This is a genomic window from Nocardia sp. NPDC050413, assembly GCF_040655475.1.
GTDB classification, from domain to species: Bacteria; Actinomycetota; Actinomycetes; order Mycobacteriales; family Mycobacteriaceae; genus Nocardia; species Nocardia coubleae.
The window spans coordinates 18,925-43,212 of sequence record NZ_JBFAJZ010000015.1 but is presented as its reverse complement, the minus strand read 5'-3'; the positions used below and the strand labels follow the sequence as shown (position 1 = coordinate 43,212).

Genomic DNA, 24,288 nt, shown 5'->3' with positions numbered 1-24,288 from the left:
CACCCCTTTTCCACTTCGGGTGATGTCTATCACGGACGGGGTGAACGCGCTGGGCGTCAACGGTTTTCGGGCCGGACGGATGCCCGGCCCGAACCGTCAGCCTGCGACGAAGCGGACCGTCTTGGTGCTCGGGGTGTCGAGAGCGACCTCGGTGGAGGTGATCGGCTGTACCTCGGAGTCGCTGGTGTAGGCGGTGAGCTGATAGCGGCCGGGCTGTAGGCCGCGGAAACTGGCCTGGCCGGAATTGCCGGTGAACAGGTGGCGGTGGATCGAATCGCCACAGGCGTCGACGCCGGTCAGCACCACCTTGCCGCCCGCGATCGGTGCGCGCGTGTCCGCCGCGACCAGCACGGCATCGATCTGGCCGGCCGCCGCGCGGGTGTACCGGTCGTCGTACAGCGTTTCACCGCCCTGCTCGCAGCTGGTCGTGGTCTGGCCGACGGTGTCGTCGGGACCGCCCGGATGGGCGAGGGCACCGCCGGCCGTGCCCGTGAGAAGAGCTGTCGCGATCACTGCGATCGCCGAACACTGTGAAACCCCGAACCGTGGCATTGCGCCGTATTCCTCCTCGAATGTGGGTAACACTGGGGTTGGTGTTGCGTGAACTCTCGGGGCGAGACTGTACTGAGCGGAATTCCGGGGATGAATCCGGCGTTCTACTCCACGGTTGTGCACTACACGTGCGACCACGAGCTCTCATCGAGGAGGATCTGTGAGCGAGACCCGCAAGGCGATTCTGGCCGGTGGCTGCTTCTGGGGTATGCAGGACCTGATCCGCCGTCAACCGGGGGTTCTGTCGACACGCGTCGGTTACACCGGTGGCGAGAACGAGCACCCGACCTACCGCAACCATCCCGGTCACGCGGAGGCCGTCGAGATTCTCTACGACCCCGAGCGGACCGATTACCGCGCGCTGCTCGAATTCCTCTTCCAGATCCACGACCCGACCACCAAGGACCGGCAGGGCAACGACATCGGCTCGAGCTACCGATCGGCGATCTTCTATCTCGACGACGAGCAGCGGCGCATCGCGCTCGACACCATCGCCGACGTGGACGCCTCCGGGCTGTGGCCGGGCAAGGTGGTCACCGAGGTCACCCCGGCCGGGGAATTCTGGGAGGCAGAGCCCGAACATCAGGACTATCTGGAGCGCTATCCCGACGGCTACACCTGCCATTTCCCGCGTCCGGGATGGAAATTGCCCAAACGCGAGAATGTGAGCTGATAAGCGACGCCGACATATGCCATGATCGGCGATGTCGGCGTGAGCGCGATGACGCCGGATCGGTATGACTCATGACGGCGGCCGCGGTCGCCGCAGACGATGAGGAGATGCGGTTCGGATGACGTATGGACAGCAGCAACCCGGATATCCTCCGGCGAGACCGGATCTCAGCGTAGGCGCCGCTCTCGGGTACGCCTGGGAGAAATACAAGAACAACGTCGTCGTCTGGATCGGTATCGTCCTGATCTTCGCCGTGATCCAGGTGGCGCTCAACTTCATCTTCGGGCTCGGCAATTCCGCCGACACCGATTACAGCGGCAACTTCAGCATCGGATTCGGTGTCTGGCAGTTCATCGGCAGTGTGGTGAGCACCGTCGTCGGCTATCTGATCTCCGCGGCGATGGTGCGTGGCGCACTGGACGAAACCGACGGGCGCAAACCGGGATTCGGTGAATTCTTCAAGTTCACCAATGTCGGCGCGATCATCGTGGCTTCGCTGCTCGTCGGTATCGCCACCGGTATCGGCTTCGTGCTGTGCATCCTGCCCGGCATCGTGATCGCCTTCTTCACCTGGTTCACGCTCTACTTCGTACTCGACCGGAACCAGGACGCGATCACCGCGATCAAGTCGAGCTTTTCGGCGATCTCCGCCAATGCGGGGCCGCTGCTGTTGCTGGCGCTCGCGCTGTTCGGCATCAATATCGTTGGCGCGTTGCTGTGTGGCCTCGGTCTGTTGGTGTCGATTCCGCTGTCGGTGCTGGCGACGGCCTACGCCTACCGGGTGATCACCGGTGGGCCGGTCGTCGGTGGTCAGAGCGTCGCTGATCCGGGTTACCCGCCGTACGGTGGTCCGGCCGGTGGATACGGTGAGCAGCCGGGATACGGCGCTCCGGGTGCGGGTAGCTACGGTGAGCCCGGCTTCGGTGGGCAACAGCCCGGCGGGCCCGGATACGGCCAGCCCGGCTTCGGTCAGCAGCCCGGTGGGCCCGGATACGGCGGTCCCGGTTACGGCGCTCCGGGTGCGGGCGGGCAGCAGCCCGGCTATGGCGGTCCGGGTGCCGGTGACCAGGGTTACGGCGGCCCGGGGACCGGTGGCGGCGGCCACGGCGGTCCAGGCTCGGGGCCCGATCTCGGCAAGCCCGACGACGAGGGTTGGGGCAGGCCCGAGAACCGCTGAGCTACGCCGAGGGGCGTGCGATGATCCGTCATCGCACGCCCCTCGTGCTGTCTACTCGCAGCCGTATCCGTCGCCGTCGCGATCGAGGCCGTAGTCGTCGGGGCCGATGACCTTAACCTTGCCGGTGTAGACGGGTCCGTTGCCGCTGCCACCCTCGCAGTCGACGTCGCTGACGATGGGTAGGCAGGGGGAGTACGAGCCGTGGCAGTCCGAGGACTGCTGGGCGCTGGCCACGGCCGGGGTCGCGATCGCGAAGGCGAAAGCCGCGACAGCGGCGGACCCGAGGGTGACGGCGAATTTCATGTGGTGCTCCGTTCAGTTGTACAGCGGCGCACAGTGTTTCACGCGTGGGCGATTTGCCGGAAATTTCCCTGTCGGTACCTGCCGGTAGTATCGGGACGTCATCGATCGGGGGAGGAACAATGCGGGGGAAGTGGCGGGCGTGGTCGTGGTGGATGCGTGGCGTGGTCGTCGTGCTCGCGCTGGTGGCGGTGGTATCGGTGCCGGTCGCGGGCATAGTCACCGCGCTGCTGGTGTACAACGTCGGCGAGCAATCCGAGCAGGCGCGCAGCCGGGGTAAGGACGCGTTCTGGCTCGGCCACGCCTGGGTCGACGGGCGCCGCACCGACGCCGATGTCGACGGGCTCGCGAAGTTGCTGGCGGGCACCGGCATTCGTGATCTGTACGTCCACACGGGCCCACTGGAGCACGACGGCTCCTTGCGCGACGACCTGGCCCCCAGGGCGCGCTGGTTCGTCGACGCGGTGCACACGAAGTTGCCCGGCATCCGGGTGCAGTCGTGGCTCGGCGACATCGTGCAGCCCGAATTCGACGGTCTCGACGTGGAATCGGCGGCGTCGCGGGAACGGGTGGTCGCCTCGGCACGGCGAGTGCTCGACTACGGGTTCGACGGCGTGCACTACGACCTGGAACCCATCCGATCAGGGTCGCCGGGGTACCTGGCCCTGCTCGAGCAGACCCGGGTGATGACCGCGGCCGCCGGGGTGACCTTGTCGGTGTCGGCGCCGGTGATTGATCCGCTGCCCGGATTGCACTCGGTGGGGATCGCGGTGGCCGATCACGGGAAGTGGTGGAGCCAGGCCTATTTCGCGGAGGTGGCGCGGCGGGTCGACCAGGTGGCGGTGATGTCCTACGACACCGCGATGCCGACGCGCGCGCTCTACAGCGGCTACGTCGCGCAGCAGACGGAGCTGGCGCTGGAGGTGACGCCCGCGGAGGTCGATCTGCTGATGGGCGCACCGGCGTTCTGGGCCGACGATCCCGGCCATCACGGGGCGGCGGAGACCGTGGCGGCGGCGGTGCGTGGGATCCGATTAGGGCAGACGCGCACCGATGTGGGTCGCGCGAACTTCGGGGTGGCGTTGTACGTGGATTTCGCTGCCACGCCCCAGGATTGGGCCGACTACCGGCAGGGGTGGTGCGTCACTGCGTAGCCGATGGGGCCGGTAGTTCGGCGAGCCAGCGGTGGCCGGGGTGGACTCGGGTCAGCCAGTTGTGCAGCCGGTTCGAGCGTTCCGGGGTGAGCAGTGGCAGTACGTGGTGGAAATCGGCCGAATCCTTGGGGCGGTCGGCTTTCGCCTTGAACAGCAGGACCGCTTCGGGGATCAGATAGGGGATACCGGTGGGGGTGGTGCGGATCAGATCGCGGTAGGGGAGCGTGATGGTGGGGTCGCGTCGGCAGATCCAGGTGTCGCCGTCGTGCGGTTCGCGGAACACGTCCAGGTGGTAGGCGCCGGTGAACGGATCGCGCAACCAGGTCTGGTGCAGGTCGGCGTTCTCGGCGGCGGCCGCGAACGACCACAGCGTGCCGTCACCGACGACATCCCATTCGTACTCGGGGAACGCCGCCGCGATCGTCGGGAAAGCCGCTCGGGGAACAGCGATTTCGATGTCGGCGTGGGCCCGGGAGATGGTCCCGGCGAACAGGTCGAGCGCCCACCCGCCTGCCACCGCCCACGGCGCCGTGCAGTCGGCGAGACGGGCGGCCACCACGCTCGGAGTCCAGGGGTCCCAGCGGCGGTCTGCTTCGAACGCGGTGATCGGACGTCCACCGTCCGGAAAGCTCATGATCCATCATGTGCACAGCCCGACACGGTGGCGCAAGGTTGTTGTGGGCGATGGTGATCGAGGTGAGACGGGTTCGTGAGAAACCCGGGTCAGCGGCGCCGATCGGTGAGCCAGGCCAGCGGGCGACGGTGATGCGGGCGGGCCCGGTTCTCCCAGCGCGGGTTCTCCTCGTCGCGGCGGTACACCGTCACCCGGCCCGCCACCGAGAACCGCAGGGTGCTCGCCGTGCCGACCACCTCACCGTCGGCGGCCACCGCGATGGGGGACTTCGAGGTGATGGTGAGTTCGTGGGTCTGGCGTTCGCCGTACACCCGGCTGTGCCCGATCGCGGCCAGCATCAACGCGATCACCGCGCGGGTCCGGGAGAACCGCACGTCGGCGCGTAGCCAGCGCACATCGAGCAGCCCCTCGTCGAGGCGGGACCGGAACGCGGGCACCGCGCCGTGCGGGTGGTAGGGGCCGTTGCCGATGAACAGGAACCACATGTCGTGCCAGCGGTCATCGATGCGGATGTGGATCGGTTCGGCCCGGCGCAGGGTGACGACCAGGGCCGCGGCGAACGCGGGCCACTTGCCCCAGCGGTCCTCCCACTTCTCCCGCAACCGGACCAGCTCCGGGTAGGCGCCGACGCTTGCGGTGTTGATGAGGTGATGGGTGTGCGGTCCCTCGGGGGTGTCGAATTCGACGGCGGCGATGTCGACTTCGACGGCCTCGCCCGCACCGGTGGCGTCGGCCACCTCGCGCAGGTCGTAGACGCCGAGGTCGCGCGCGAAGTGGTTGAGGGTGCCCGCGGGGACGACGACCAGCGGCAGGTCGTTGCGGATCGCGACGGCGGCGGCCGCGGCGATGGTGCCGTCACCACCGGCGGCGCCGACCGCGAGCACCGACGGGTCGATCGCCTCCTGCAGTACCTCGGCGGCGTCGCGACCGGGCACGGTGTGCAGCAGTTTCGCGGCGGGCAGGGCCTCGGCGATATCCGGGGTCGGGTCGTAGGTGGAGTCCCCGGAGCGCGGATTGATCAGCAGCGCAAGGCCTTTGCCGTCGGCCAGGATCGGTGCGTCCTGCACGGCGTGTGCCTCGGCCTCGTCGGATTCGCGGATCGGCCACCAGCGTCGGGTGGTGAGCGCGACGGCGGTGCCGACGCTCGCGCCGACCAGCACGTCGGAGGGCCAGTGCGCGCCCGTGTGGATGCGCGAGTAGGCGACGGCGGCGGCGACGGGAGCCACGGCGAGCGCGGTGCGCGGGCTCTCCAGCGCGACAGCCGTGGCGAACGCGGCGGCGTTGGCGCTGTGCCCTGACGGAAACGACGACGACACCGGCGCGTCGACGAGCCTGCGACCGTGCGGCATCAGCTCGGCCGGTGGTCTGCGCCGGGGGATCAGCGTCTTCAGTACGAGATTCACCGCGATGCTCGTGCCCGCCAGGGCGATCACACCGCGCAGCGCGGCCCGGCGCGGCGGACCGGGTTTGGCCGCCAGCACCGCAGCCGTGGCCAACCACAGCCCGCCCGTGTTCGCCGAGCGGGTCAGTCGCAGCATGCCGCGATCGATGGCGGTTTCGGGAATGCGGGACACAGCCCGGCTCATGGTCTCGTCCATCCGGGCGACATGACCGAACCGGGCGCGGGGCAGATCACTCACACCGAGAACACTACCGCCGTTGCCCGTCTTCATCTTTCGCTCGCGACCGTCGCGACCCGTGCACCCCTCGAAGCCGGGTCACGACGGTTCCCGATCAGGGGATCGGGATCGGGGACGGGTTGCAGTCGGCGGTCGGGCTCTCGCCGGACAGCGACTGCAGGATGCAGCCCACATTGATCTGGCTGCTGCCGGTCTCGGCGTGCGCGACCGGCTGGGTCAGCAGCACCGAGGCGCCGGCGAGCATCAGGACGGAGATGGGTCTACGGAGATTCATGGCGTGATCCTCGCATGCTCCGGCGTGCCGAGATGGCTGGTGAGAGCCCCCAAATGCAGGGGCACGCCGCGATGTCGTGACCGCCGGATAAGCTCGCTGCCATGACCGACAACGTCCTGCTCGAAGGCCCCATCCATGCCGTTCATGTCGAACTGGGGGCAACCTTCGCCCCGTTCGGTGGCTGGGAGATGCCGGTGCAGTACGCGGGAACCGTCGGCGAGCACACCGCGGTGCGGACGACGGTCGGCCTGTTCGATGTGAGTCACCTGGGCAAGGCGACGGTGGCGGGGCCCGGCGCCGCGCAGTTCGTGAACTCGGCGCTGACCAACGATCTCGGCCGCATCCGCCCGGGCAAGGCGCAGTACACGCTGTGCTGCGCTCAGGACGGCGGCGTGATCGACGACCTGATCGCCTATTACGTCGGCGACGACGAGGTGTTCCTCGTCCCGAACGCCGCGAACACCGCCGCGGTCGTCGCCGAACTGCGCAAGACCGCACCCGAGGGCATCACCGTCACCGACGAACACCGTGAGTACGCGGTGTTCGCGGTGCAGGGACCCAAGTCCACCGAGGTACTCGCCGCGCTCGGCCTGCCCACCGACATGGAGTACATGGCCTACGCCGACGCCGAATGGGACGGTCGGCCCGTGCGCGTGTGCCGCACCGGCTACACCGGCGAACACGGCTACGAGCTGCTGCCGAAATGGGACGACGCCGAACCGGTGTTCCGCGCGCTGGTCGAACAGGTCCGCGCCGCGGGCGGTCAGCCCGCCGGACTGGGTGCCCGCGACACCCTGCGCACCGAGATGGGCTACCCCCTGCACGGCCACGAACTCTCCCTCGACATCACCCCCAACCAGGCCCGCACCGGGTGGGCCGTCGGCTGGCAGAAGCCGCAGTTCTGGGGCAAGGACGCGCTGACGAAGGAGAAGGCCGACGGACCGCGCCGCACCCTGCTCGGTCTCAAAGCGCTCGACCGAGGTGTGCTGCGCCAGGGCCAGACCGTCCTGCGCGACGGCGAACCGGTCGGGGAGACCACCTCGGGCACGTTCTCGCCCTCGCTGAAGGTCGGCATCGCGCTGGCCCTGCTCGACACCGACGCGAAGCTCGCGCCCGGTGACGAGGTGGAGGTCGACGTGCGCGGGCGCAGGCTGCGCTGCGAGGTGGTCAAGCCGCCGTTCGTCGACACCAAGACCAAGTAACAGTTACCGCCCGATAGGATCGCATCATGACAGTCGCTGCACAGTTCACCCGTATTCCGCACCCCGCGCCCATCTCGGCGCAGCAGCGGGAACAGGTACTGGCGGCGCCCGGTTTCGGGCGGTACTTCACCGATCACATGGTGTCGATCGACTACACCGACGGTCAGTGGGGCAACGCTCGGGTCGAGCCGTACGGTCCGTTGTCGATGGACCCGGCCACCATGGTCTTCCATTACGGACAGGCGATCTTCGAGGGCCTCAAGGCCTACCGCCAGCCCGACGGCAGCATCGCCACCTTCCGCATCGACGCCAACGCGGCGCGGTTCCGTCGTTCGGCGGCCCGCATGGCGATGGCGGAGCTGCCCGAGGAGCTGTTCATCGAGTCGGTGCGCCAGCTGCTCGAGGTGGACGCCGACTGGGTGCCCGCCGCCGGTGGTGAGGACTCGCTGTACCTGCGCCCGTTCATGTTCTCCACCGAGGCCGGTCTCGGGGTGAAGCCGGCCGCCGCCTACAAGTACCTGCTGCTCGCCTCGCCCGCGGGCGCGTACTTCCCGCGCGGTGTGAAGCCGGTGCGGGTGTGGTTGTCCACCGAATACGTGCGCGCCGCGCCCGGCGGTACCGGTGAGGCGAAGGTGGCGGGCAACTACGCCGCCTCGCTGCTCGCCCAGGCCCAGGCCACCGAGAAGGGTTGCGACCAGGTGGTGTGGCTGGACGCCTGCGAGCGTCGCTACGTCGAGGAGATGGGCACCAACAACCTGTTCTTCGTGTTCGGCACCGGGTCGCAGGCGCGGCTGGTGACCCCGGAACTGTCGGGTTCGCTGCTGCCCGGCATCACCCGCGACTCGCTGCTCACCCTGGCCGCCGACTCGGGCTACCCGGTGGAGGAGCGCAAGGTCTCGGTGGAGGAATGGCGCAAGGGCGCCGAATCCGGTGAGATCAGTGAGGTTTTCGCGTGCGGAACGGCCGCCGTGATCACCCCCGTCGGTTGGGTGCGTTCCCACGACGGCGAATTCGCGATCGGCGGCGGCGAGCCCGGCGAGGTGACGATGGCGCTGCGCGACACGCTCACCGGTATCCAGCGCGGCACGTTCGCCGACACCCACGGGTGGATGCGCAAGCTGTAATCGGCGAAAAAAGAGCGGGCCCCGGTGTGGGCCCGCTCTTTTCGCTTGTCAGCCCGGCATCAGGGCTTGCCACTGCTGCAGGGACTGGGGACGCAGCACGTAGTTGTTGTCGCGGACCGAGGACAGTTCGGCGCTCGGCGCCTCGGAGTACCAGTGGCCCGGGTAGACGACGGGATTGCCGTTCAGCCCGGCCAGGTGACGCAGGCTGCGGAACATCTCGTCGGAGTCGCCGCCGGGGAAGTCGGTGCGGCCGCAGCCGTCGACGAACAGGGTGTCGCCGGAGATGAGGCGGCCGTCGAACAGGAAGCACTGGCTGCCGGGGGTGTGGCCGGGGGTGTGGAGCAGTTCGATGTCGAAGGCGCCGACCGAGACGGTGTCGCCGTTGTCGTGGCCCGTCAGTTCGCTCGGGGCGATACCGGTGGTCTTGGCGACCCAGTCCAGTTCGTGCTTGTTCACGTGGACGGGCACGCTGGTCTTCTCCAGCAGTTCGCGCACACCGCCGAGGGTGAAGCCGAGCATGGTTCCGCCGACATGGTCGGGGTGATGGTGGGTGGCCAGCACGCCGCTCACGCGCATGCCGTCGGCGGCGGCCACCTCGACGAGGTCGGCGGCCTGGTAGGCGGGGTCGACGAGAAGGGTCTCGCCGGTCTCCCGATCGCCGATGAGATACGCGAAATTGCGCATCTGTGTCGCGATCGGATCGCCGACGGCGTAATCCCGGCCCGACAGCAGCTGACGGAAGTAGAGGCGCTCGGAAGACATGTCTTCCACTGTATTGCCACCGGTGTGCTGGCGATGCACCCGAGTACCGATGACCGGGCGGTCTGTGGGAGCGCACAACCGGCGAGCACCCCATTTGTGAACAGTGCTGGTTTCACATAGTCGTGCGGCGGGGAGTCAGAATGTCAGCGAGAAGCCAAGGGCGGCAAGAGAAGTCGTGATTTCCACCGTCGTGCCGAGAATGTCACCGGACATGCCGCCGAAGCGGCGCACGCAGTGGCGGGTGATCAGAACCGATCCGGCCAGGGCGGTGAGGACGACGACGGGGCCGAGCCAGAAGTTGCCGGGAACGACGAATACGGAGCAGCAGAGGGCGAGGGCAGACCAGAAGGCCACTGCGGTGACCGGCTGGGTGCCCGCGACCAGGGTGCCGAAACCCGACCCCGGAGCGGCCGCAACGCCATGTCGGCAGGCGATGACCACCGCGACCCGGCCGAGCGTCACCGCGAGCACGATCGCCGCCCACCGCCGCTCGTCGACGAGCGCGGCGAAGGCGAACGCCTGAATCCCGATCGCGAAGATCAACGCCGCCACCCCGAACGGCCCCGCCGCACCGGACTTCATGATCTCGCGTGCCCGCTCGGGCGGCCCATAGCTGCCGAGCCCGTCGGCGGTATCGGCTAGCCCGTCGAGGTGCATACCGCGCGTGCACAGGGCGAGAAGCCCCACGGCGAGCAGGCCGGCGAGCGCACTGGTGAGTCCGGCCCGCTCGAACACCCACAGCGCCCCGGCCACCCCACCGCCCAGCAGTAGTCCGACCAGCGGCGCGAGCGTGATCGCCCGCCCCGCGACGGCCCGGTCGACCTGTGCCGGACCGCGAACGGGTGCGACAGTGAGCCAGGAGATCGCCAATCGCGCGGCGTTCACACTGTTTCGCGGCGTCACTTGACGAGGTCGACAGATACTTCGTCGGATGTGCTCACGCCCGCGTCGGCGAAGGTCGACATCTCCGAGAGGGTGGCGACGGCGGCGCGGAGGAGGGGGAGGGCGGTGAGGGCGCCGGAACCTTCGCCGAGGCGCATATTCAGGTCCAGGAGTGGTTGCAGGCGCAGGTGTTTCAGGGCCAGGTCGTGAGCGGGCTCGGTGGAACGGTGGGCGGGGAGCCACCACGCTTTGGCGCCTGCGGCGAGGTCCTCGGCGACCAGGGCGGCGGCGGTGACGACGACACCGTCGAGCAGGACGGGGGTGCGGCGGGTGGCGGCCTGGGCGAGGAAACCGACCATGGCGGCGAAATCGGCGCCCGCCGCCACGCGCAGCAGTTCGACGGGATCGGCGGCGACGGGACGGGCCCGGCGCATGCCGTCGCGGATGGCGGCGACCTTGCGGATCCAGCCCGCGTCGTCGACACCGGTGCCGCGTCCGACGGCGGCGACCGGTTCGGTGTTGGTGAGGGTGGCGACGAGGACGGTGGCGGGGGTGGTGTTGCCGATACCCATGTCCCCGGCGACCAGCAGATCGGCGCCCGCGTCGACCTCCTCGTCGGCGATCGCGCGCCCGGCGGCGAGCGCGGCGGCCACCTCTTCGCCGGTGAGCGCGTCCTCACGGTCGATGGAGCCGGAGCTGCGGCGCACCTTGTGCTGGGAGACCGTCGGGTCGGTGTCGCCGTCGACGGAGATATCGGCGACGCGCACGGTCGCGCCCGCGACGGCGGCCAGCGCGTTCACCGCCGCCCCACCGGCGAGAAAATTGGCGACCATCTGTGCGGTGACCTCGCTCGGATACGCCGAGACGCCATGCTTTGCAACACCGTGGTCCCCGGCGAACACCACCACACGGGCACGTTCGAACTGCTTCGGCGGACACACACCCTGGCAGGCGGCGACCCAGTTGCCGAGTTCCTCGAGTCGTCCCAGCGATCCGGCCGGTTTCGTCAGCTGCGTCTGGCGCTGCTCGGCCGCGGCACGCACCTGCGCGTCGGGGGCCGCGACCGGGCCGAATCCGTGTGTCACTGGCAAGCCTTTCGACAAAGTGGTTCTTCGCTGCTCATCTTGCCCGGACCACGGTGCGCCGGGCGGCCCCGGCTCATTTCAACCGGACCGGCAGCCCGGCCACGATCAGGAATGCCTCGTCGCACACCTGGGCCAGCCGTTGATTCAGGGTGCCGATCTCGTCCCGGAACAGCCGACCCGACCGCGTCGCCGGAATGACCCCCATCCCCACCTCGGGCGACACGATCACCAGCCGCTGCCGGTAGGCCGCGACGGCCGCCACGAGTTCGTCGCAGTCGGGGGTGACGGTGCCGCGCGGCGCGTCCCAGGCGGCGCGGGCGTCGAGGCGGGCGGTGAGCCAGGTGCCGATGTCGTCGAGCAGGGTCGCGGGTGCGCCGGTGCTGAGAACCGTTGCGGGTTCGATGTTCTCGACGGTCGACCAATGCGCCGGGCGCCGGTCGCGATGGGCGGCGACGCGCTCGGCGAAGTCGTGGTCGGCGGGATCGAGGACGGCGGTGGCCAGATAGCGCACCTCGATCGACTCGGCAAGCAGTCCCTCGGCGAACGCGGACTTGCCCGAGCGGGCGCCACCCAGAACGAGGGTGCGTGAGGCAGTGGCCGACATGGCAGCACGGTAGCAATCGGCGCCGCTCGCCGGGAACCTCAGGCTTCGCCGAGCGCCTGCAGGATCATCGGCCGGGCGTTGGCCAGCGACTGCTGCCAGTACGGCCAGGTGTGGGTGCCCGCGGTGATGTCGACGCGGGCGGGGATGCCCAGTGCGGTGGTTCGTTCCCGGAAGATGCTGGCCGCGATCACGGCCAGCGACTCGATGCCCATCGCGTTGACGGTGTTGCCCACCGCGGAGCTCGCGTCGAGTGGTCCGGGCACGCCGTTGCCCGAGGTGATGTAGAGCGGCAGGCCGCGCAGCAGTTCGGCCTGGACGGTCGCGTCGTTGCGCCGCCAGGCGGGATCGCCGACCGGGCCCCACATGTCGTCGAGGTTGAAGCGGCCCTCGTCGAGCATGGCGGCACGCATCGTCAGATCCCAGCCGGGGAAGGTCGGGTTGAGGAAACCGGAGAACGCGCCCGCGAACCGGAACTGGTCGCGGTGGTGCGCGGCCAGCGTCAGCGCGGCGTTGCCACCCATGGAGGCGCCGACCACCGCGTTGTTCGTGCGTGAAACACCGTATCCGGCAAGGAAGTCCGGTAGTTCGCGGGTGAGGAACGTTTCCCACCGGTAGGTGGTGGCCTGTCCGTTGGTGCTGCTCGGGCGGTACCAGTCGGTGTAGAAGCTCGAATGCCCGCCGACGGGGAACACCAGAGTGACGTTGTCACCGGCGAATCGGTTCAGTACATCGGTATCGGTGGTCCACTGGCTGTGGTCGGCCGGTGCACGCAAACCGTCGAGCAGATACAGCGCGGCCGAACCGCCCCGCGCCGCCCACCGCACCTGCACCTTGATCGGCCCCATGCTCGACGGAACGAACAGTTCCTCGAAACCGCCTGCGGGCGTACGCAACACGGGCGCGGCAGGCACGGCCGCAGCCGTTACCGAACCGACCGACGACACCACCACAGCCGCCGTCACGGCCGCCAGAACCGTCCTCGACCGCGCGAAACTTCCCCACCCGCTACGAAACACCGTTCCAGCTGACCAGGTTCCCCATCGCAGGTCAAGTCGCTCAGGCTTCTCGATGAACTGACGTGTTCACAAATTATGAACCGTCACAGGCGAATCGATGGCGAACGAGCAAATATATGGCTTGCCATGTATTATCTAGAGGCAGACGACGGGAGGTTGGCTCGCTATGGACCGCGGTGACTCGCTCGGGTACGTGATCAACCACCTCGCGCGCCTCATGGAACAGGCGCTGCGCGACCGCATCGCCCGGCACGGGGTGGTGCCCGGCCAATTCGCGCAACTGCTCGCGCTGTACGAGCGGGAGGGGGTCTCGCAGCAGGAGCTCTGCGAGAAGGTCCGTATCGACCAGTCGACGATGGCGCACACGCTCAAACGGATGGAGCGCGACGGCCTCGTCGAACGCACACCCGACCCGGCCGACGGCCGCCGCGCGCTGATCCACCTCACCGACCGGTCACGCCGGCTCCGCCCCGCACTGGAAGCGGCGGCCCGTGAGGTGAACACCCTTGCGACAGCGGAATTTTCCGATGCCCAGCGCGAAGAACTGCTGCGCCTGGCCGCCCAGGCGATCGGCAACCTCGAAGCCGATCGCGGCACCTGACGACCGAACAGAGGTACCCGATGCTCACTCGAATCCATCCCGTCGCGGGCGTGATCGGACTGCTCACCATTCTCACGTTCTGGCTGTCCACGGTGCTCAGCGAACTCAGTGGCTCGAAAGATGCCGTTGTCGCGGTGAAGCAGGCCATCCCGTGGGCGCTGCCGGTGCTGGTCCTCGCGCTCGCTGCGACCGGCGGCACCGGGTTCCGGCTGGCGGGAGGGTCGACGCTGCCCGTCGTCGTCGCGAAGAAGCGGCGGATGCCGATCATCGCGGCCAACGGGCTGTTCGTATTGATCCCGTCGGCGATCGTCCTCGCGGTTCTCGCCGGGCGCGACCGATTCGGGCCGCTGTTCTACGGTGTGCAGGCGCTCGAACTCGTGGCGGGCGCCGCCAATATCGTCCTCATGTCGCTGAATGTGCGCGACGGTCTGCGCCTCACCGGGCGGATTCGAACCCTGGAGAAGGTATAGGCGTTCAGTTCCCGGAGCCGAAGCGTCGGCGGTACTCGGTGGGGGCCAAGCCGACCTGGCGCTGGAAATGGTGGCGCAGCAGCGCGCCGGATCCGAAGCCGCACTGGTCGGCGACGCGTTCCAGTGGCAGCTCGGTGGCTTCGAGCAGGTGTTTGGCGAACAGCACGCGCTGCGTGGTGAGCCATTTGACCGGGGTGGTTCCGGTTTCGGCGGCGAAGCGGCGGGCGAAGGTTCGGGTGGACATGCTGGCGCGGGCGGCGAGTTCGTCGACGGTGTGCGGATGCGCCAGGTTCTCGCTGAGCCAGGCGAGGAGGTCGGACAGGCCCGCCGCGTGGCATTCGGGGATGGGCTGCTCGATGAACTGGCGCTGCCCACCGTCGCGCTGGGGTGGCACCACCATGCGGCGGGCGATGCCGTTGGCGGCGGCCGTGCCGATCTCGCGGCGGACCAGGTGCAGGCAGGCGTCGATGCCTGCCGCGGTGCCCGCACTGGTGATCAGGTTGCCCTCGTCGACGAACAGCACGTCGGGGTCGACGGTGGCCTCGGGGTACTTGGCGGCGAGGGTGTCGACGTAGCGCCAATGGGTTGTGCATTTGCGCCCGTCCAGCAGGCCCGCCTCACCTGCCAGGAAGGCCCCGGAGCAGACGGTGAGCACGGTGGCGCCCGCATCGGAGGCCGCGCGCACCGCCTCGACGACGCCGGGCTGGTAGGCGTGTTCGGTGGTGAAGGGGAATGCCGGGATCGCGACGAGATCGGCGTGCAGGAGCTCGTCGAGACCGTATTCGGGTGTCACGGTGACGCCGGGAGTCGTCGAGCGCAGCGGCTTACCCGGCTCCGCCCCGCAGACCCGGAACTCGAAACCGGGCAACCCGTCGGCGGTGCGGTCGAGCCCGAAAACCTCGCAGACGACACCGAACTCGAACATCGCGAGCTTCTCGTTGAGGACGACCGCAACCCTGGAGAGCATCACCCCATCCTACTGGCCGAATTTTTACGCACAATGACAGAACAGCCACTTTCGGCCGAAAACCTACGCGCGCAAAATTACTGCCATGCTTACTTTTCTGATCGTCCTCGCCGCCGTCACCGCGCTCGCCGTCCTCGCCGGACGTGGCACCGCGGGCGCCACCGGGGTCATCGACCGCGACGCCCAGCGCATCGATGCCGAGCTCCGCGCGATCGCCGGCTACTCGACCGATATCCGTCCGGGCCACTTCTGAAACAACGAATGCCGTCCCATCCGGGTGGATGGAACGGCATTCGCGCAGATGGGGAAGTTATACCGCGTCGCCCGGGCCGACCCGGGGCTTCGGTGCACGCATCTTGCGGATCTGGGACGCGCGAACGAAGGCGTACCAGCCCAGCTTGAAACCGGTGTCGGTGGTGTCGGGGAACCGCTCGATCACCCGGTTGTTCACGATCTTGCCGAGCACGAAACCCTCGATGATCATGAACAGCATCATCACCAGCATGGCGAGGGTGATGATGCTGTTGAGCTGCGGTGCCACGAACATCGTCAGGATGAGCACCAGCGCCATCGGCATGAACAAGCCGACCAGGTTGCGGCGCGCGTCGACCAGATCACGCACATACGCGCGGACCGGGCCCTGATCGCGGGGCAGCAGGTACTTGTCCTCGCCCGCCAGCATCCTGGCGCGCCGCTCCTGCACGGCGGCGCGACGATCCGCGGCCGCCGCCTTGCGGTCGGCGCGGTTGCCCTTGGCCGCCTTGCGGCGGGCCCGCGCCTCCTTGGCCGTCATCGGGGCGGGCGCCACCGGGCCGCGTCGTTTGCCTTCGGCGTCACGCCTTTTCGGGGTCGGACGACCCTTGCCGGGCGTGGTCGATGCGGGTGCGGCGGCGGTCTTCTCGACGTCGGGCACCGAGGGGTCGACGGACTCGTCGATGGTGCTGGACTCGTCGCGACGGAACAATTTCACGTTCACCAGGCTATTCGATGGGGTCGAGGAGGGGGAAACTCGGTCTGCCCGGCGGTGCCGGTGGTCTCACCGCCGAACCGATGCGAGCTGGATCACACCCGGTGGGCGAGTAGTGTGGGCACGAGCACCCGGGGCGGGTCCACACGCGCCGGCATGGGTGGCAAAATGGAATAACGCAGCCGGTGCGATGTGTTGATTTCAGTCGTGCGCTGTGCACCTGAGGTCCGTTGACGGGCTGAGCCGAACTAGGAGTGTCCATGACTGTGCAGAACGAGACCGCCACCGAAACCCACGGTGCGACGCTGACCGACGCTGCCGCCGCCAAGGCGAAGGCGCTGCTCGACCAGGAAGGTCGCGACGACCTCGCGCTGCGGATCGCCGTGCAGCCGGGTGGCTGTGCCGGCCTGCGGTACCAGCTGTTCTTCGACGACCGCGTCCTCGACGGTGACATCGTCGTCGAGTTCTCCGGCGTGAAGCTGGCGGTCGACCGCATGAGCGCTCCCTACATCCAGGGCGCCTCGATCGACTTCGTCGACACCATCGAGAAGCAGGGCTTCACCATCGACAACCCGAACGCGACGGGCTCCTGCGCCTGCGGCGATTCGTTCAACTGAGGTCGGCTGCCGCGGGTTTGCGGGCTCCGTGAACCCGCGCTCACATGCGCCGCGACGACGTGGCGAGGTGACCAAGAGGTGAACTACCGGCGGTCACGCTTGCTACGGTTGAGGTCCGGGATCGGGTGATCCCGGGCTTCTTTGTTTCCGTCTAGCGCCGAAGGGGCTTCGCCTCGTGTCTGTAGCCGTGTCCGCGTCCATCGCCACCGACCACCTCATGCGTTTCCCCGGCAAATTCGCCGATGCGCTGCTCGCCGATCAGCTCGACCATGTGTCGCTGAGTTTCCTCGTCGACGATCTGCAGATCCGTCGCGGCGGCGTCGCGGGCAACATCGCCTACGCGATGGGGCTGCTGAAGCAGCGTCCGCTGCTCGTCGGCGCGGTCGGCGCCGACTTCGCCGAGTACCGGAAGTGGTTGGAGGACAACGGCGTCGACTGCTCGGCCGTGCACGTGTCGACCAAGTCCCACACCGCCCGTTTCGTGTGCACCACCGACGAGACGATGGCCCAGATCGCGTCGTTCTACCCCGGCGCCATGAGCGAGGCGCGCGAGATCGACATCGCCGCGATCGCCGCCGAGCACGCGGTGGATCTGGTGCTGGTCGGCGCGAACGACCCCGAGGCGATGATCGCCCACACCCGCCAGGCCAAGGCGCAGGGCATTCCGTACGCGGCCGACCCCTCGCAGCAGCTGGCCCGCCTCGACGGCGAGCAGGCCGCCGAACTCGTCGACGGCGCCGCCTACCTGTTCACCAACAAGTACGAGTGGGCGCTGCTGCAGTCCAAGACGGGCTTGAGCGAAGCCGAGATCACCGCGAAGGTCGGCATCCGGGTCACCACCCTCGGCGCCGAGGGCGTGCTCGTGGTCGACACCGACGGCACCGAGGTCCGCGTCGGCGTGGTTCCCGAGCTGAACAAGGTCGACCCGACCGGCGTCGGCGACGGTTTCCGCGCGGGCTTCCTCACCGCCCACCGCGCGGGCCTGAGCCTGGAGCGCGCCGCCCAACTCGGTTCCCTCATCGCCGTCCTCATCCTGGAAACCACCGGCACCCAGGAATGGACCCTCAACACCGAGGACGCCCTCGAGCGCCTCACCAAGGCCTACGGCCCCGAAGCCGCCGACGACCTGGCCGTCCTCCTCTAGCTGATCTTGAAACGACGAACGCCCCCGAGATTTCCCGGGGGCGTTCGTGGTGTCAGAGGGAGACCGGGTAGGTCGGTTCCTGGATTTCGGGCTTGATGCGGTCTTCGACGAAGATGCCGTGCCAGACCATGAAGACCAGCAGCGTCCACAGGCGGCGGCTGTGGTCGGAGACGCCCGCCTTGTGGTCACGCAGCATTTGGAGGACGGCCTGCTTGTTCAGCAGGTGATCGGTCTGGGACTCGGCGATCTGGGTTTCGGCCCAGTCGTAGAGTTCGGTGCCGCGCAGCCAGTGGCGCAGGGGGACCGGGAAGCCGAGCTTGGCGCGGTTGAGGACGTGGTCGGGGACGATGCCGTCCAGGGCCTGACGCAGCGCGTACTTCGAGGTTTCCTTGGTGATCTTCTGGTCGTAGGGCAGACCCTGGGCGACCCGCATCACCTCGTTGTCCAGGAACGGCACGCGCAGTTCCAGGGAGTTGGCCATGGTCATCTTGTCGGCCTTGACCAGGATGTCGCCGCGCAGCCAGGTGAACAGGTCGAGGTGCTGCATGCGCGCCACCGGGTCCCAGCCCTTGGATTGTGCGTAGATCGGGGCGGTGACGTCCTGGTGGGTCCACTCGGGGCGGAACTCGCGCAGCACCGAACGCAGCTGGGCGTCGTTGAAGCTGCGGGCGTTGCCGTAGTAGCGGTCCTCGAGGGTGAGCGAGCCGCGCTGCAGCAGCGACTTGCCGCGCTTGCCGTCGGGAATGCGGTCACCCAGCTTGCCGACGAGCTTGCGTACGCCGGCGGGCAGGTACTCGAAAGGCTTGAGCGACAACGGTTCCCGGTAGATGGTGTAGCCGCCGAACAGTTCGTCGGCGCCTTCACCGGAGAGCACGACCTTGACGTGCTTGCGGGCTTCCTTGGCCACGAAGTACAGCGGAACGAGCGCCGGATCGGCGACCGGGTCGTCGAGGTACCAGACGATCTCGGGGATGGCGGCGGCGAACTCGGCGGGGGAGACCACCTTCACGATGTGGCGGGCGCCGATCAGCTCGGCGCTCTCGGCGGCCACGTCGACCTCGGAGTAGCCCTCGCGCTCGAACCCGGTGGTGAAGGTGATGAGTTTCGGGTTGTGGCGCATGGCCAGCGCGGCGATGGCGGTGGAGTCGATGCCGCCGGACAGGAACGAACCGACGGTGACATCGGCGCGCATGTGCTTGGCGACCGAGTCCTCGAGCGCGGCGGCGATCTCCGCGTAGCGGGCCTGCGCGGCGCCCTCGGCGAACGGGCGCACCCGGAAGTCGGGGCGGAAGTAGCGGATGGCCGACGGCTGCGCGCCCACCCGAACCGTGGCGTAGGTGCCGGATTCGAGGCGGCGGATGTTCTTGTGCAGCGACTCGGGCTCCGGCACGTACTGCAGCACCGTGTAGTGCTCGAGGGCGCGCGGGTCGAGCTCGTCGGACAGGCCGAGCGGGCTCAGCAGTTCGAGCACACTCTTCTTCTCGCTGGCGAACGCGGTGCCGCCGGGGCCGGTGGCATAGAACAGCGGCTTGATGCCGAAGGGGTCGCGGGCCAGGAACAGCTCCTGCTTCTCGGTGTCCCAGATCGCGAACGCGAACATGCCGCGCAGTTTGCGCACCGCCTCGGGGCCCCAGAAGTGGAAGGCGGCGACGATCGACTCGCCGTCGCCGTCGGTGGCGAAGATCTTGCCCTCGGGGAATTCGGCGCCGTGCTCGGCGGCCAGCTGTTCGCGCAGTTCGAGGTAGTTGTAGATCTCGCCGTTGAAGGTCATCGCGTAGCGCTGCGGGTTGTCCGCGGGACCCCAGCGCAGCGGCTGGTGCGAGTGCTCGATATCGATGATGGAAAGGCGATTGAAGCCGAAGATCATGTGATCGTCGTGCCAGGTGCCCTTCTCGTCCGGCCCGCGGTGGCGCTGGCAGTGCAGGGCGTCGTAGACCTGATCGACCACCTCGGTCGTCGCCGCATCAGCTGTCAGGAATCCGAGCAGTCCGCACACGTGTCGGCAACCTTCTCTCGTTCGATGTGCGCATGAGCGACGGTGGTGCGACCACCTGGCAGGCTCGGCGCGTGGACGTCCGGCGCGACGGGGTCGACCGGGGTTGCACTGAACTCTACCGACTCCGCCCGCCCGGTACCCAGGCGAGCGGGCATGTGCGCGGCGAAACCCGGTGCGGCGGTTCGCGCGTCCGCCCGAATCGCCGGGTCGCGTGGACAGAACCGCAGGTCGTGCGGTCGCGTCCGATCAAGGCGGAGTGTCGAATCCGACCCCGCGACAAGACAGCACCCGCTTTGGTCTACGCTGCGTAGTACTCAGGTCCTTCTCAGGTGAACCGGCGTCACAGCCGCGATACTCGGGACGGACCGAAACGTGCTGGAAAACGTGTCGGACGGGCGGATCGCGGCCCCGAAGACGCAAAGTGTCGGAATGTGTAGCGACCAGGAAGGCGTGAGCGTGGCGCACAAGGCGAGCGAAGAGATCGGGGCTCGACCCGTTCGGGGTCGGCAGGGCCGTATCCTTCGGCGGGCCGGGCTGGCGGTGTCCTTGGGGATGACTGCTCTCCTGGTCTCGGGCTGCTCGATCGACAATGTTTGGCTGCGGTTCGGCTGGCCCTCGGGCATCACGCCGCAGGCGACCCGGATGCGGGAGCTGTGGACCTGGTCGGTCCTGGCCGCGCTCGCCATGGGCGTGCTGGTGTGGGGTCTGACCTTCTGGACCGTCATCATGCACCGCAAGCGCAAGGACTCCCCGGAGTTCCCGCGCCAGACGGGCTACAACGTGTCGCTGGAGCTGACCTACACCGCGATCCCGTTCGTGATCATCGCGGTGCTGTTCTACTTCACCGTCGTCGTGCAGAACTACGTGCACGAGAAGACCGACAACCCGGACGTCACCGTCGACGTGACCGCCTTCCAGTGGAACTGGAAGTTCGGCTACCGCGACGTGGCCAACGTGGGCGGCCTCACCTGGAACGGCATCGACACCGAGCGGGAGCAGGCCAACGAGGAGCAGCTGCGCGGCTACGAGGAGCGCGAGGGCGACCACGGCAAGAAGCAGCCGGGCCCCCTGCACGGCAAGCCGGCCAACGACATCCTCTCGTACCTGCACTACGACAAGGTCGAGACCGTCGGTTCCAGCACCGAGATCCCGATCCTGGTGCTGCCCACCGGCAAGCGCATCGAGTTCCAGCTCGCCGCCGCCGACGTGATCCACGCCTTCTGGGTGCCGGAGTTCATGTTCAAGCGCGACGTGATGCCGAACCCGAAGGAAAACCAGTCCGACAACGTCTTCCAGATCTCGGAGATCGAGAAGGAAGGCGCGTTCGTCGGGCGCTGCGCCGAGATGTGCGGCACCTACCACTCGATGATGAACTTCGAGGTCCGCGCGGTCTCACCGGAGAAGTTCGCCCAGTACCTGCAGGCGCGCATCGACGGCAAGACCAACGGTCAGGCCCTCGAGGCGATCGGCGAGTCCCCGGTGGCCACCTCCACGTACCCCTTCAACACCAAGCGCGATATCAAGAGCGCTTCGGTGAACGAGAGCAAGTGAGGATTCTGATATGAGGATCGAAGCACGGATCTTCGAACTGCTCACGGCGTTCTTCATCCTGGTGGGCATCGTCTACGGCTTCTTCACCGCGCAGTCGCGCACCGGTATCGAATGGGCCGGTACCACCGCGATCGTGCTGACCGCGGGCCTGTCGCTGATCATCGGCACCTACTTCCGGTTCGTCGCCCGCCGCATCGACCTGCGGCCCGAGGACTTCGAGGACGCCGAGATCGTCGACGGCGCGGGTGACCTGGGCTTCTTCTCGCCCGGCAGCTTCTGGCCCATCACCCTGGCCGCCGCCGGTTCGGTGACGGCGCTCGGCCTGGCGTTCTTCCAGTTCTGGTTGATCGGCCTCGGCGTGGTGATGGTGCTCGCCGCCGCCGCCGGCCTCGTCTTCGAGTACTACCTGGGCGTCGAGAAGCACTGACGCACTACGCACAATCGCCGCAATCCTGTACAGGATTGCGGCGATTGGCGTTTCGGAACCTTCGGTAGGCCCGGGGTCAGGAGCGGCGCGTCGCGGCTCTGGCCGCGCCCGCGCTGCCGATCACGAGCAGCAGGATCGCCAGCGCCCACCGTCGTTGCTCCTCGACGACCGGGCGCGCGTCGACGACCTGTGGTTCCCGTTCTCGCGAGGTTGGGATCCGCACCGGTGGCCTTGTCGAAGGAACCGCGGGCGGGCTGGTCGGTGTGCTGGGGCGGGGTTGTTCGGTGCGAGCCGGTGGTGCGGGGAGTGCGGGAGCCTGCAGGGGTGGTGCGGGCGCCGGCGGCTCGGGCACGACCGGTGGTTGCGGGGGCATCGGGGCGGGAGCGACCGGCGGCGGGTCCGGGTTGGGCAGCGCCGGGGCCGGGATGTCGAACGGCGCGGGAGCGGGTGGGGGTATGTCGAACGGGGCGGGCGCCGGTGGGGGTATGTCGGGCGGGACGGGTGCCGCTGGTGGTGGGACGTCGGGCGGGGGCACAGGAACGGGCGCCAAGGGTATTCCGGGCTCGGGGTGAGGTGGCTCGGGTGGCAGCGGGATTCCGGGCAGGTCGCCATGGCCCGGTGGGTCGGGTGGCGGGAGCAGCGGTGGCTCCGGCGCGGGGCCGGGCAGGTTCGGCTCGGGGACGGCGGGGGTAGGCGTCGTGCTCGGAGTTTCGGGGACCGGCGCGGGTGCGGGAGGTGGCGGCGGTGCGGGAGGTGCGTCGCGCCTGGGTGCGGGTCCGGGGATGATGATCTGGGCGAATGGGCCTTTCGGGCCGGGCTGGTTTTGTGAGTCACGGTCTGGATCCGGGGCGGATACCTTGGGCAGGGCCGGTGTGTTCGGCGTCTGCGGACGTGACGGCGCTGCGGGCCGCCCATCGATCGGGGTCGGTGGTGCCAGGTACTCGTCGACCGGTCGGTCCGGCCGGATACCACCGCCCGGGATCCCGCCGCCCGGCTCAGCGCCGGGGACGAACGGAAATCCGGGTGCGGCATCGACCGCACCCGGCAAGCACAGGCTGGCACCCACCGCGATCGCGCAGAATCCCGTGCGCATCGGTGTTCTCACGTGAGCTGACCCAGTACAGCGGTGAAGGCGTCCGGGCTGATCTTCGCAGCCCGCCCGTACGGGTTCTGCAGCTGATAGATCGTGTAGATCATGAACGTGACCACGGCGGCGAAACTCGCCACGACCACGACGTGCACCCGGGCGCTGGTGCCGGCGAACATCAACGACAGGCCGATCGACAGCAGCGCCCCGAGCATCAGCGCCACCCACATCATCGGCGACAGCGTGCTGCCCGCGGCTTCCACTCGGGTCTGACGCGCCTCGTAGACCTCCCACAGCCGGTCCGCCGCCGCGATCTGGCGGGAACGCTGCCATTCGTCGGCCGCCGGTGTGGCGGCGATGGCGGTGCGCACCTCACTGAGCTCCGTCCAGGCGGTGTCGTCGACCTCCTTCGCGGCCTTCATGGCGGGCCATTCCACCTCGATCACCTCGCCGGTGTAGCGCCGCACCGAGGCGGAGATGGTGCTGCGGGCGGGTTCCGGCAGCGAATCGCCCGCCCACTGCAGGGCGAGCAGCCGGTCGGCCTCGTCCGAGACCGCCTTCTCGGCGGCGGAGTTGGTGTCGAGTACGCCGATGAGCAGGAACGAGGCGAGCACCACCTGCAAACCGGCGACGAGGGTGAACACCTGGCCCACCGACTCGTTGACCGATTCGCCCTCATGGCCTTTCCCGCGCCTGCGCAGGTAGTACGCGCACGTACCGGCCAGGCCGGCGATCAACACGACCCACAGCAGGGCTTCCCACAGCATGTCTCAGACATCCTTCGTCGGGTGATCGAATATGACCGGAAGTGAATCCAGGCAGATATGTCTGCCGTTCTCGAAGTAGCGGGTGGGTGTGCCCGCCAGGTGGTAATTCGGATACCTCGCGAGTTCGGCTAGGACCAAGGCGAATTCCTGCCGCGCGACGTGTGCGCCGAGGCAGAAGTGGATGCCGTGGCCGAAGGTGACGGTGTCGCCGATGACGATCTCGATGGTCGTGCGCCGGGTGGCGTGGTCGAACGGAGCCCACAGTCGCAACGTTTCCTCCAACGCGGCCGGGGTGAGGTGGGATCGGCCCGCGACCGGTCCTGCAGAGCAGGTCGTCGGATACCGCTGAAGTCACGCTGACACCACCTCGTCGGTAAGGGGAGGTACACGAACTGTGGAAATTCGCGGCGAAATCGCAAGGGATGCGGGAGATCTCGAAGTTAGACCGCGGCGATCAGTCGGTGCAATGGTCCAGTTAACGCCTCGAATGCGGGTCGTGACGTGCTCGTGACACCTAATCGCCAGGCCGCAGCGGGGTTGCCGAACTCGGGACGGCACTCCCTGGCGACCGGGTTTGGCACGGTTTTCTGGTGAAGATGGCACGGAAAATTGGGC

The 24,288-nt window shown here is 68.3% G+C and carries 28 protein-coding genes; 12 read left to right on the top strand and 16 right to left on the bottom strand.

Annotated elements, in window-relative coordinates; translation table 11 throughout:
- Positions 1-96: 96 nt before the first annotated feature.
- The gene (locus tag AB0I19_RS26385; RefSeq protein WP_357152112.1) at positions 97-513 is read right to left on the bottom strand and encodes a carboxypeptidase-like regulatory domain-containing protein; all 417 of its coding nucleotides are present in this window, start codon (positions 511-513) and stop codon (positions 97-99) included.
- A 199-nt stretch (positions 514-712) separates the two neighbouring features.
- On the opposite strand from AB0I19_RS26385, the gene msrA reads away from it, so the two are divergent.
- Positions 713-1,225: a peptide-methionine (S)-S-oxide reductase MsrA gene (gene msrA, locus AB0I19_RS26380; protein ID WP_225282207.1), complete on the top strand. Its 513-nt coding sequence runs from the start codon at positions 713-715 to the stop codon at positions 1,223-1,225.
- A 118-nt stretch (positions 1,226-1,343) separates the two neighbouring features.
- Entirely contained in the window at positions 1,344-2,402 is a 1,059-nt protein-coding gene (locus AB0I19_RS26375) for a hypothetical protein (protein ID WP_357152110.1), read from the top strand.
- Positions 2,403-2,453: 51 nt separating this feature from the next.
- Here the strand turns inward: AB0I19_RS26375 and AB0I19_RS26370 are convergent, their stop codons facing one another.
- Positions 2,454-2,705: a hypothetical protein gene (locus AB0I19_RS26370; RefSeq protein WP_067643043.1), complete on the bottom strand. Its 252-nt coding sequence runs from the start codon at positions 2,703-2,705 to the stop codon at positions 2,454-2,456.
- A gap of 119 nt (positions 2,706-2,824) precedes the next feature.
- Between AB0I19_RS26370 and AB0I19_RS26365 the strand changes: the two genes are divergently transcribed.
- Positions 2,825-3,856, top strand: a complete 1,032-nt coding sequence (locus AB0I19_RS26365; protein WP_357152103.1) for a hypothetical protein — start codon at positions 2,825-2,827, stop codon at positions 3,854-3,856.
- Here the strand turns inward: AB0I19_RS26365 and AB0I19_RS26360 are convergent.
- The 3 genes from AB0I19_RS26360 to AB0I19_RS26350 form a co-directional block, all read right to left on the bottom strand.
- Positions 3,846-4,490: a hypothetical protein gene (locus tag AB0I19_RS26360; RefSeq protein ID WP_357152100.1), complete on the bottom strand. Its 645-nt coding sequence runs from the start codon at positions 4,488-4,490 to the stop codon at positions 3,846-3,848. The genes AB0I19_RS26365 and AB0I19_RS26360 overlap by 11 nt on opposite strands.
- Before the next feature lie 89 nt (positions 4,491-4,579).
- Positions 4,580-6,130, bottom strand: coding sequence for a bifunctional phosphatase PAP2/diacylglycerol kinase family protein (locus AB0I19_RS26355; protein ID WP_225282211.1), 1,551 nt, complete (start codon positions 6,128-6,130; stop codon positions 4,580-4,582).
- 94 nt (positions 6,131-6,224) lie between these two features.
- Positions 6,225-6,404: a hypothetical protein gene (locus AB0I19_RS26350; protein WP_157105104.1), complete on the bottom strand. Its 180-nt coding sequence runs from the start codon at positions 6,402-6,404 to the stop codon at positions 6,225-6,227.
- Positions 6,405-6,505: 101 nt separating this feature from the next.
- Between AB0I19_RS26350 and gcvT the strand changes: the two genes are divergently transcribed.
- The gene (gcvT, locus tag AB0I19_RS26345; protein WP_225282212.1) at positions 6,506-7,606 is read left to right on the top strand and encodes a glycine cleavage system aminomethyltransferase GcvT; all 1,101 of its coding nucleotides are present in this window, start codon (positions 6,506-6,508) and stop codon (positions 7,604-7,606) included.
- A gap of 26 nt (positions 7,607-7,632) precedes the next feature.
- Positions 7,633-8,730, top strand: coding sequence for a branched-chain amino acid aminotransferase (locus tag AB0I19_RS26340; RefSeq protein WP_225282213.1), 1,098 nt, complete (start codon positions 7,633-7,635; stop codon positions 8,728-8,730).
- Between the two features lie 48 nt (positions 8,731-8,778).
- Here AB0I19_RS26340 and AB0I19_RS26335 read toward each other — a convergent pair whose 3' ends face one another.
- From AB0I19_RS26335 to AB0I19_RS26315, 5 genes are all read right to left on the bottom strand, one after another.
- Complete coding sequence (locus AB0I19_RS26335) at positions 8,779-9,492, bottom strand: MBL fold metallo-hydrolase (RefSeq protein WP_067643314.1); 714 nt, start codon at positions 9,490-9,492, stop codon at positions 8,779-8,781.
- A gap of 135 nt (positions 9,493-9,627) precedes the next feature.
- The gene (locus AB0I19_RS26330) at positions 9,628-10,377 is read right to left on the bottom strand and encodes an adenosylcobinamide-GDP ribazoletransferase (RefSeq protein WP_357152095.1); all 750 of its coding nucleotides are present in this window, start codon (positions 10,375-10,377) and stop codon (positions 9,628-9,630) included.
- A 14-nt stretch (positions 10,378-10,391) separates the two neighbouring features.
- Positions 10,392-11,459 carry a nicotinate-nucleotide--dimethylbenzimidazole phosphoribosyltransferase gene (cobT, locus tag AB0I19_RS26325; protein ID WP_357152092.1) on the bottom strand — a complete coding sequence of 356 codons (1,068 nt, stop codon included), beginning with the start codon at positions 11,457-11,459 and terminating at the stop codon, positions 10,392-10,394.
- A 73-nt stretch (positions 11,460-11,532) separates the two neighbouring features.
- Positions 11,533-12,063 (bottom strand): bifunctional adenosylcobinamide kinase/adenosylcobinamide-phosphate guanylyltransferase, encoded by a 531-nt coding sequence (locus tag AB0I19_RS26320; RefSeq protein ID WP_357152090.1) that lies wholly within the window; start codon positions 12,061-12,063, stop codon positions 11,533-11,535.
- Positions 12,064-12,101: 38 nt separating this feature from the next.
- Entirely contained in the window at positions 12,102-13,034 is a 933-nt protein-coding gene (locus tag AB0I19_RS26315) for an alpha/beta hydrolase family protein (RefSeq protein WP_357152214.1), read from the bottom strand.
- A 211-nt stretch (positions 13,035-13,245) separates the two neighbouring features.
- On the opposite strand from AB0I19_RS26315, the gene AB0I19_RS26310 reads away from it, so the two are divergent.
- Positions 13,246-13,680: a MarR family transcriptional regulator gene (locus AB0I19_RS26310; protein WP_357152087.1), complete on the top strand. Its 435-nt coding sequence runs from the start codon at positions 13,246-13,248 to the stop codon at positions 13,678-13,680.
- A 20-nt stretch (positions 13,681-13,700) separates the two neighbouring features.
- Positions 13,701-14,150 carry a hypothetical protein gene (locus AB0I19_RS26305; RefSeq protein ID WP_357152084.1) on the top strand — a complete coding sequence of 150 codons (450 nt, stop codon included), beginning with the start codon at positions 13,701-13,703 and terminating at the stop codon, positions 14,148-14,150.
- Positions 14,151-14,154: 4 nt separating this feature from the next.
- Here the strand turns inward: AB0I19_RS26305 and AB0I19_RS26300 are convergent, their stop codons facing one another.
- Positions 14,155-15,117 carry a helix-turn-helix domain-containing protein gene (locus AB0I19_RS26300; RefSeq protein ID WP_067643307.1) on the bottom strand — a complete coding sequence of 321 codons (963 nt, stop codon included), beginning with the start codon at positions 15,115-15,117 and terminating at the stop codon, positions 14,155-14,157.
- An 85-nt stretch (positions 15,118-15,202) separates the two neighbouring features.
- On the opposite strand from AB0I19_RS26300, the gene AB0I19_RS26295 reads away from it, so the two are divergent.
- Positions 15,203-15,370: a hypothetical protein gene (locus AB0I19_RS26295; RefSeq protein WP_357152081.1), complete on the top strand. Its 168-nt coding sequence runs from the start codon at positions 15,203-15,205 to the stop codon at positions 15,368-15,370.
- 57 nt (positions 15,371-15,427) lie between these two features.
- Here the strand turns inward: AB0I19_RS26295 and AB0I19_RS26290 are convergent, their stop codons facing one another.
- Positions 15,428-16,030 carry a DUF3043 domain-containing protein gene (locus tag AB0I19_RS26290; RefSeq protein ID WP_357152211.1) on the bottom strand — a complete coding sequence of 201 codons (603 nt, stop codon included), beginning with the start codon at positions 16,028-16,030 and terminating at the stop codon, positions 15,428-15,430.
- Positions 16,031-16,344: 314 nt separating this feature from the next.
- On the opposite strand from AB0I19_RS26290, the gene erpA reads away from it, so the two are divergent.
- The gene (gene erpA, locus AB0I19_RS26285; RefSeq protein WP_067496006.1) at positions 16,345-16,701 is read left to right on the top strand and encodes an iron-sulfur cluster insertion protein ErpA; all 357 of its coding nucleotides are present in this window, start codon (positions 16,345-16,347) and stop codon (positions 16,699-16,701) included.
- A 175-nt stretch (positions 16,702-16,876) separates the two neighbouring features.
- Complete coding sequence (locus tag AB0I19_RS26280; RefSeq protein WP_357152079.1) at positions 16,877-17,845, top strand: carbohydrate kinase family protein; 969 nt, start codon at positions 16,877-16,879, stop codon at positions 17,843-17,845.
- Positions 17,846-17,897: 52 nt separating this feature from the next.
- Here AB0I19_RS26280 and asnB read toward each other — a convergent pair whose 3' ends face one another.
- Positions 17,898-19,841 (bottom strand): asparagine synthase (glutamine-hydrolyzing), encoded by a 1,944-nt coding sequence (asnB, locus tag AB0I19_RS26275; RefSeq protein WP_357152077.1) that lies wholly within the window; start codon positions 19,839-19,841, stop codon positions 17,898-17,900.
- 552 nt (positions 19,842-20,393) lie between these two features.
- Here asnB and AB0I19_RS26270 point away from each other — a divergent pair.
- On the top strand, positions 20,394-21,392 hold the full coding sequence (locus tag AB0I19_RS26270; RefSeq protein ID WP_067495994.1) for a cytochrome c oxidase subunit II: 999 nt from the start codon (positions 20,394-20,396) through the stop codon (positions 21,390-21,392).
- A gap of 10 nt (positions 21,393-21,402) precedes the next feature.
- Entirely contained in the window at positions 21,403-21,819 is a 417-nt protein-coding gene (locus AB0I19_RS26265) for a cytochrome c oxidase subunit 4 (protein ID WP_067495990.1), read from the top strand.
- A gap of 76 nt (positions 21,820-21,895) precedes the next feature.
- Here AB0I19_RS26265 and AB0I19_RS26260 read toward each other — a convergent pair whose 3' ends face one another.
- From AB0I19_RS26260 to AB0I19_RS26250, 3 genes are all read right to left on the bottom strand, one after another.
- Positions 21,896-22,042, bottom strand: a complete 147-nt coding sequence (locus tag AB0I19_RS26260) for a hypothetical protein (RefSeq protein ID WP_357152074.1) — start codon at positions 22,040-22,042, stop codon at positions 21,896-21,898.
- An 878-nt stretch (positions 22,043-22,920) separates the two neighbouring features.
- Entirely contained in the window at positions 22,921-23,673 is a 753-nt protein-coding gene (locus AB0I19_RS26255) for a DUF4239 domain-containing protein (RefSeq protein ID WP_067495987.1), read from the bottom strand.
- A gap of 3 nt (positions 23,674-23,676) precedes the next feature.
- The gene (locus AB0I19_RS26250) at positions 23,677-23,943 is read right to left on the bottom strand and encodes a hypothetical protein (RefSeq protein WP_357152072.1); all 267 of its coding nucleotides are present in this window, start codon (positions 23,941-23,943) and stop codon (positions 23,677-23,679) included.
- Positions 23,944-24,288 lie beyond the last annotated feature (345 nt).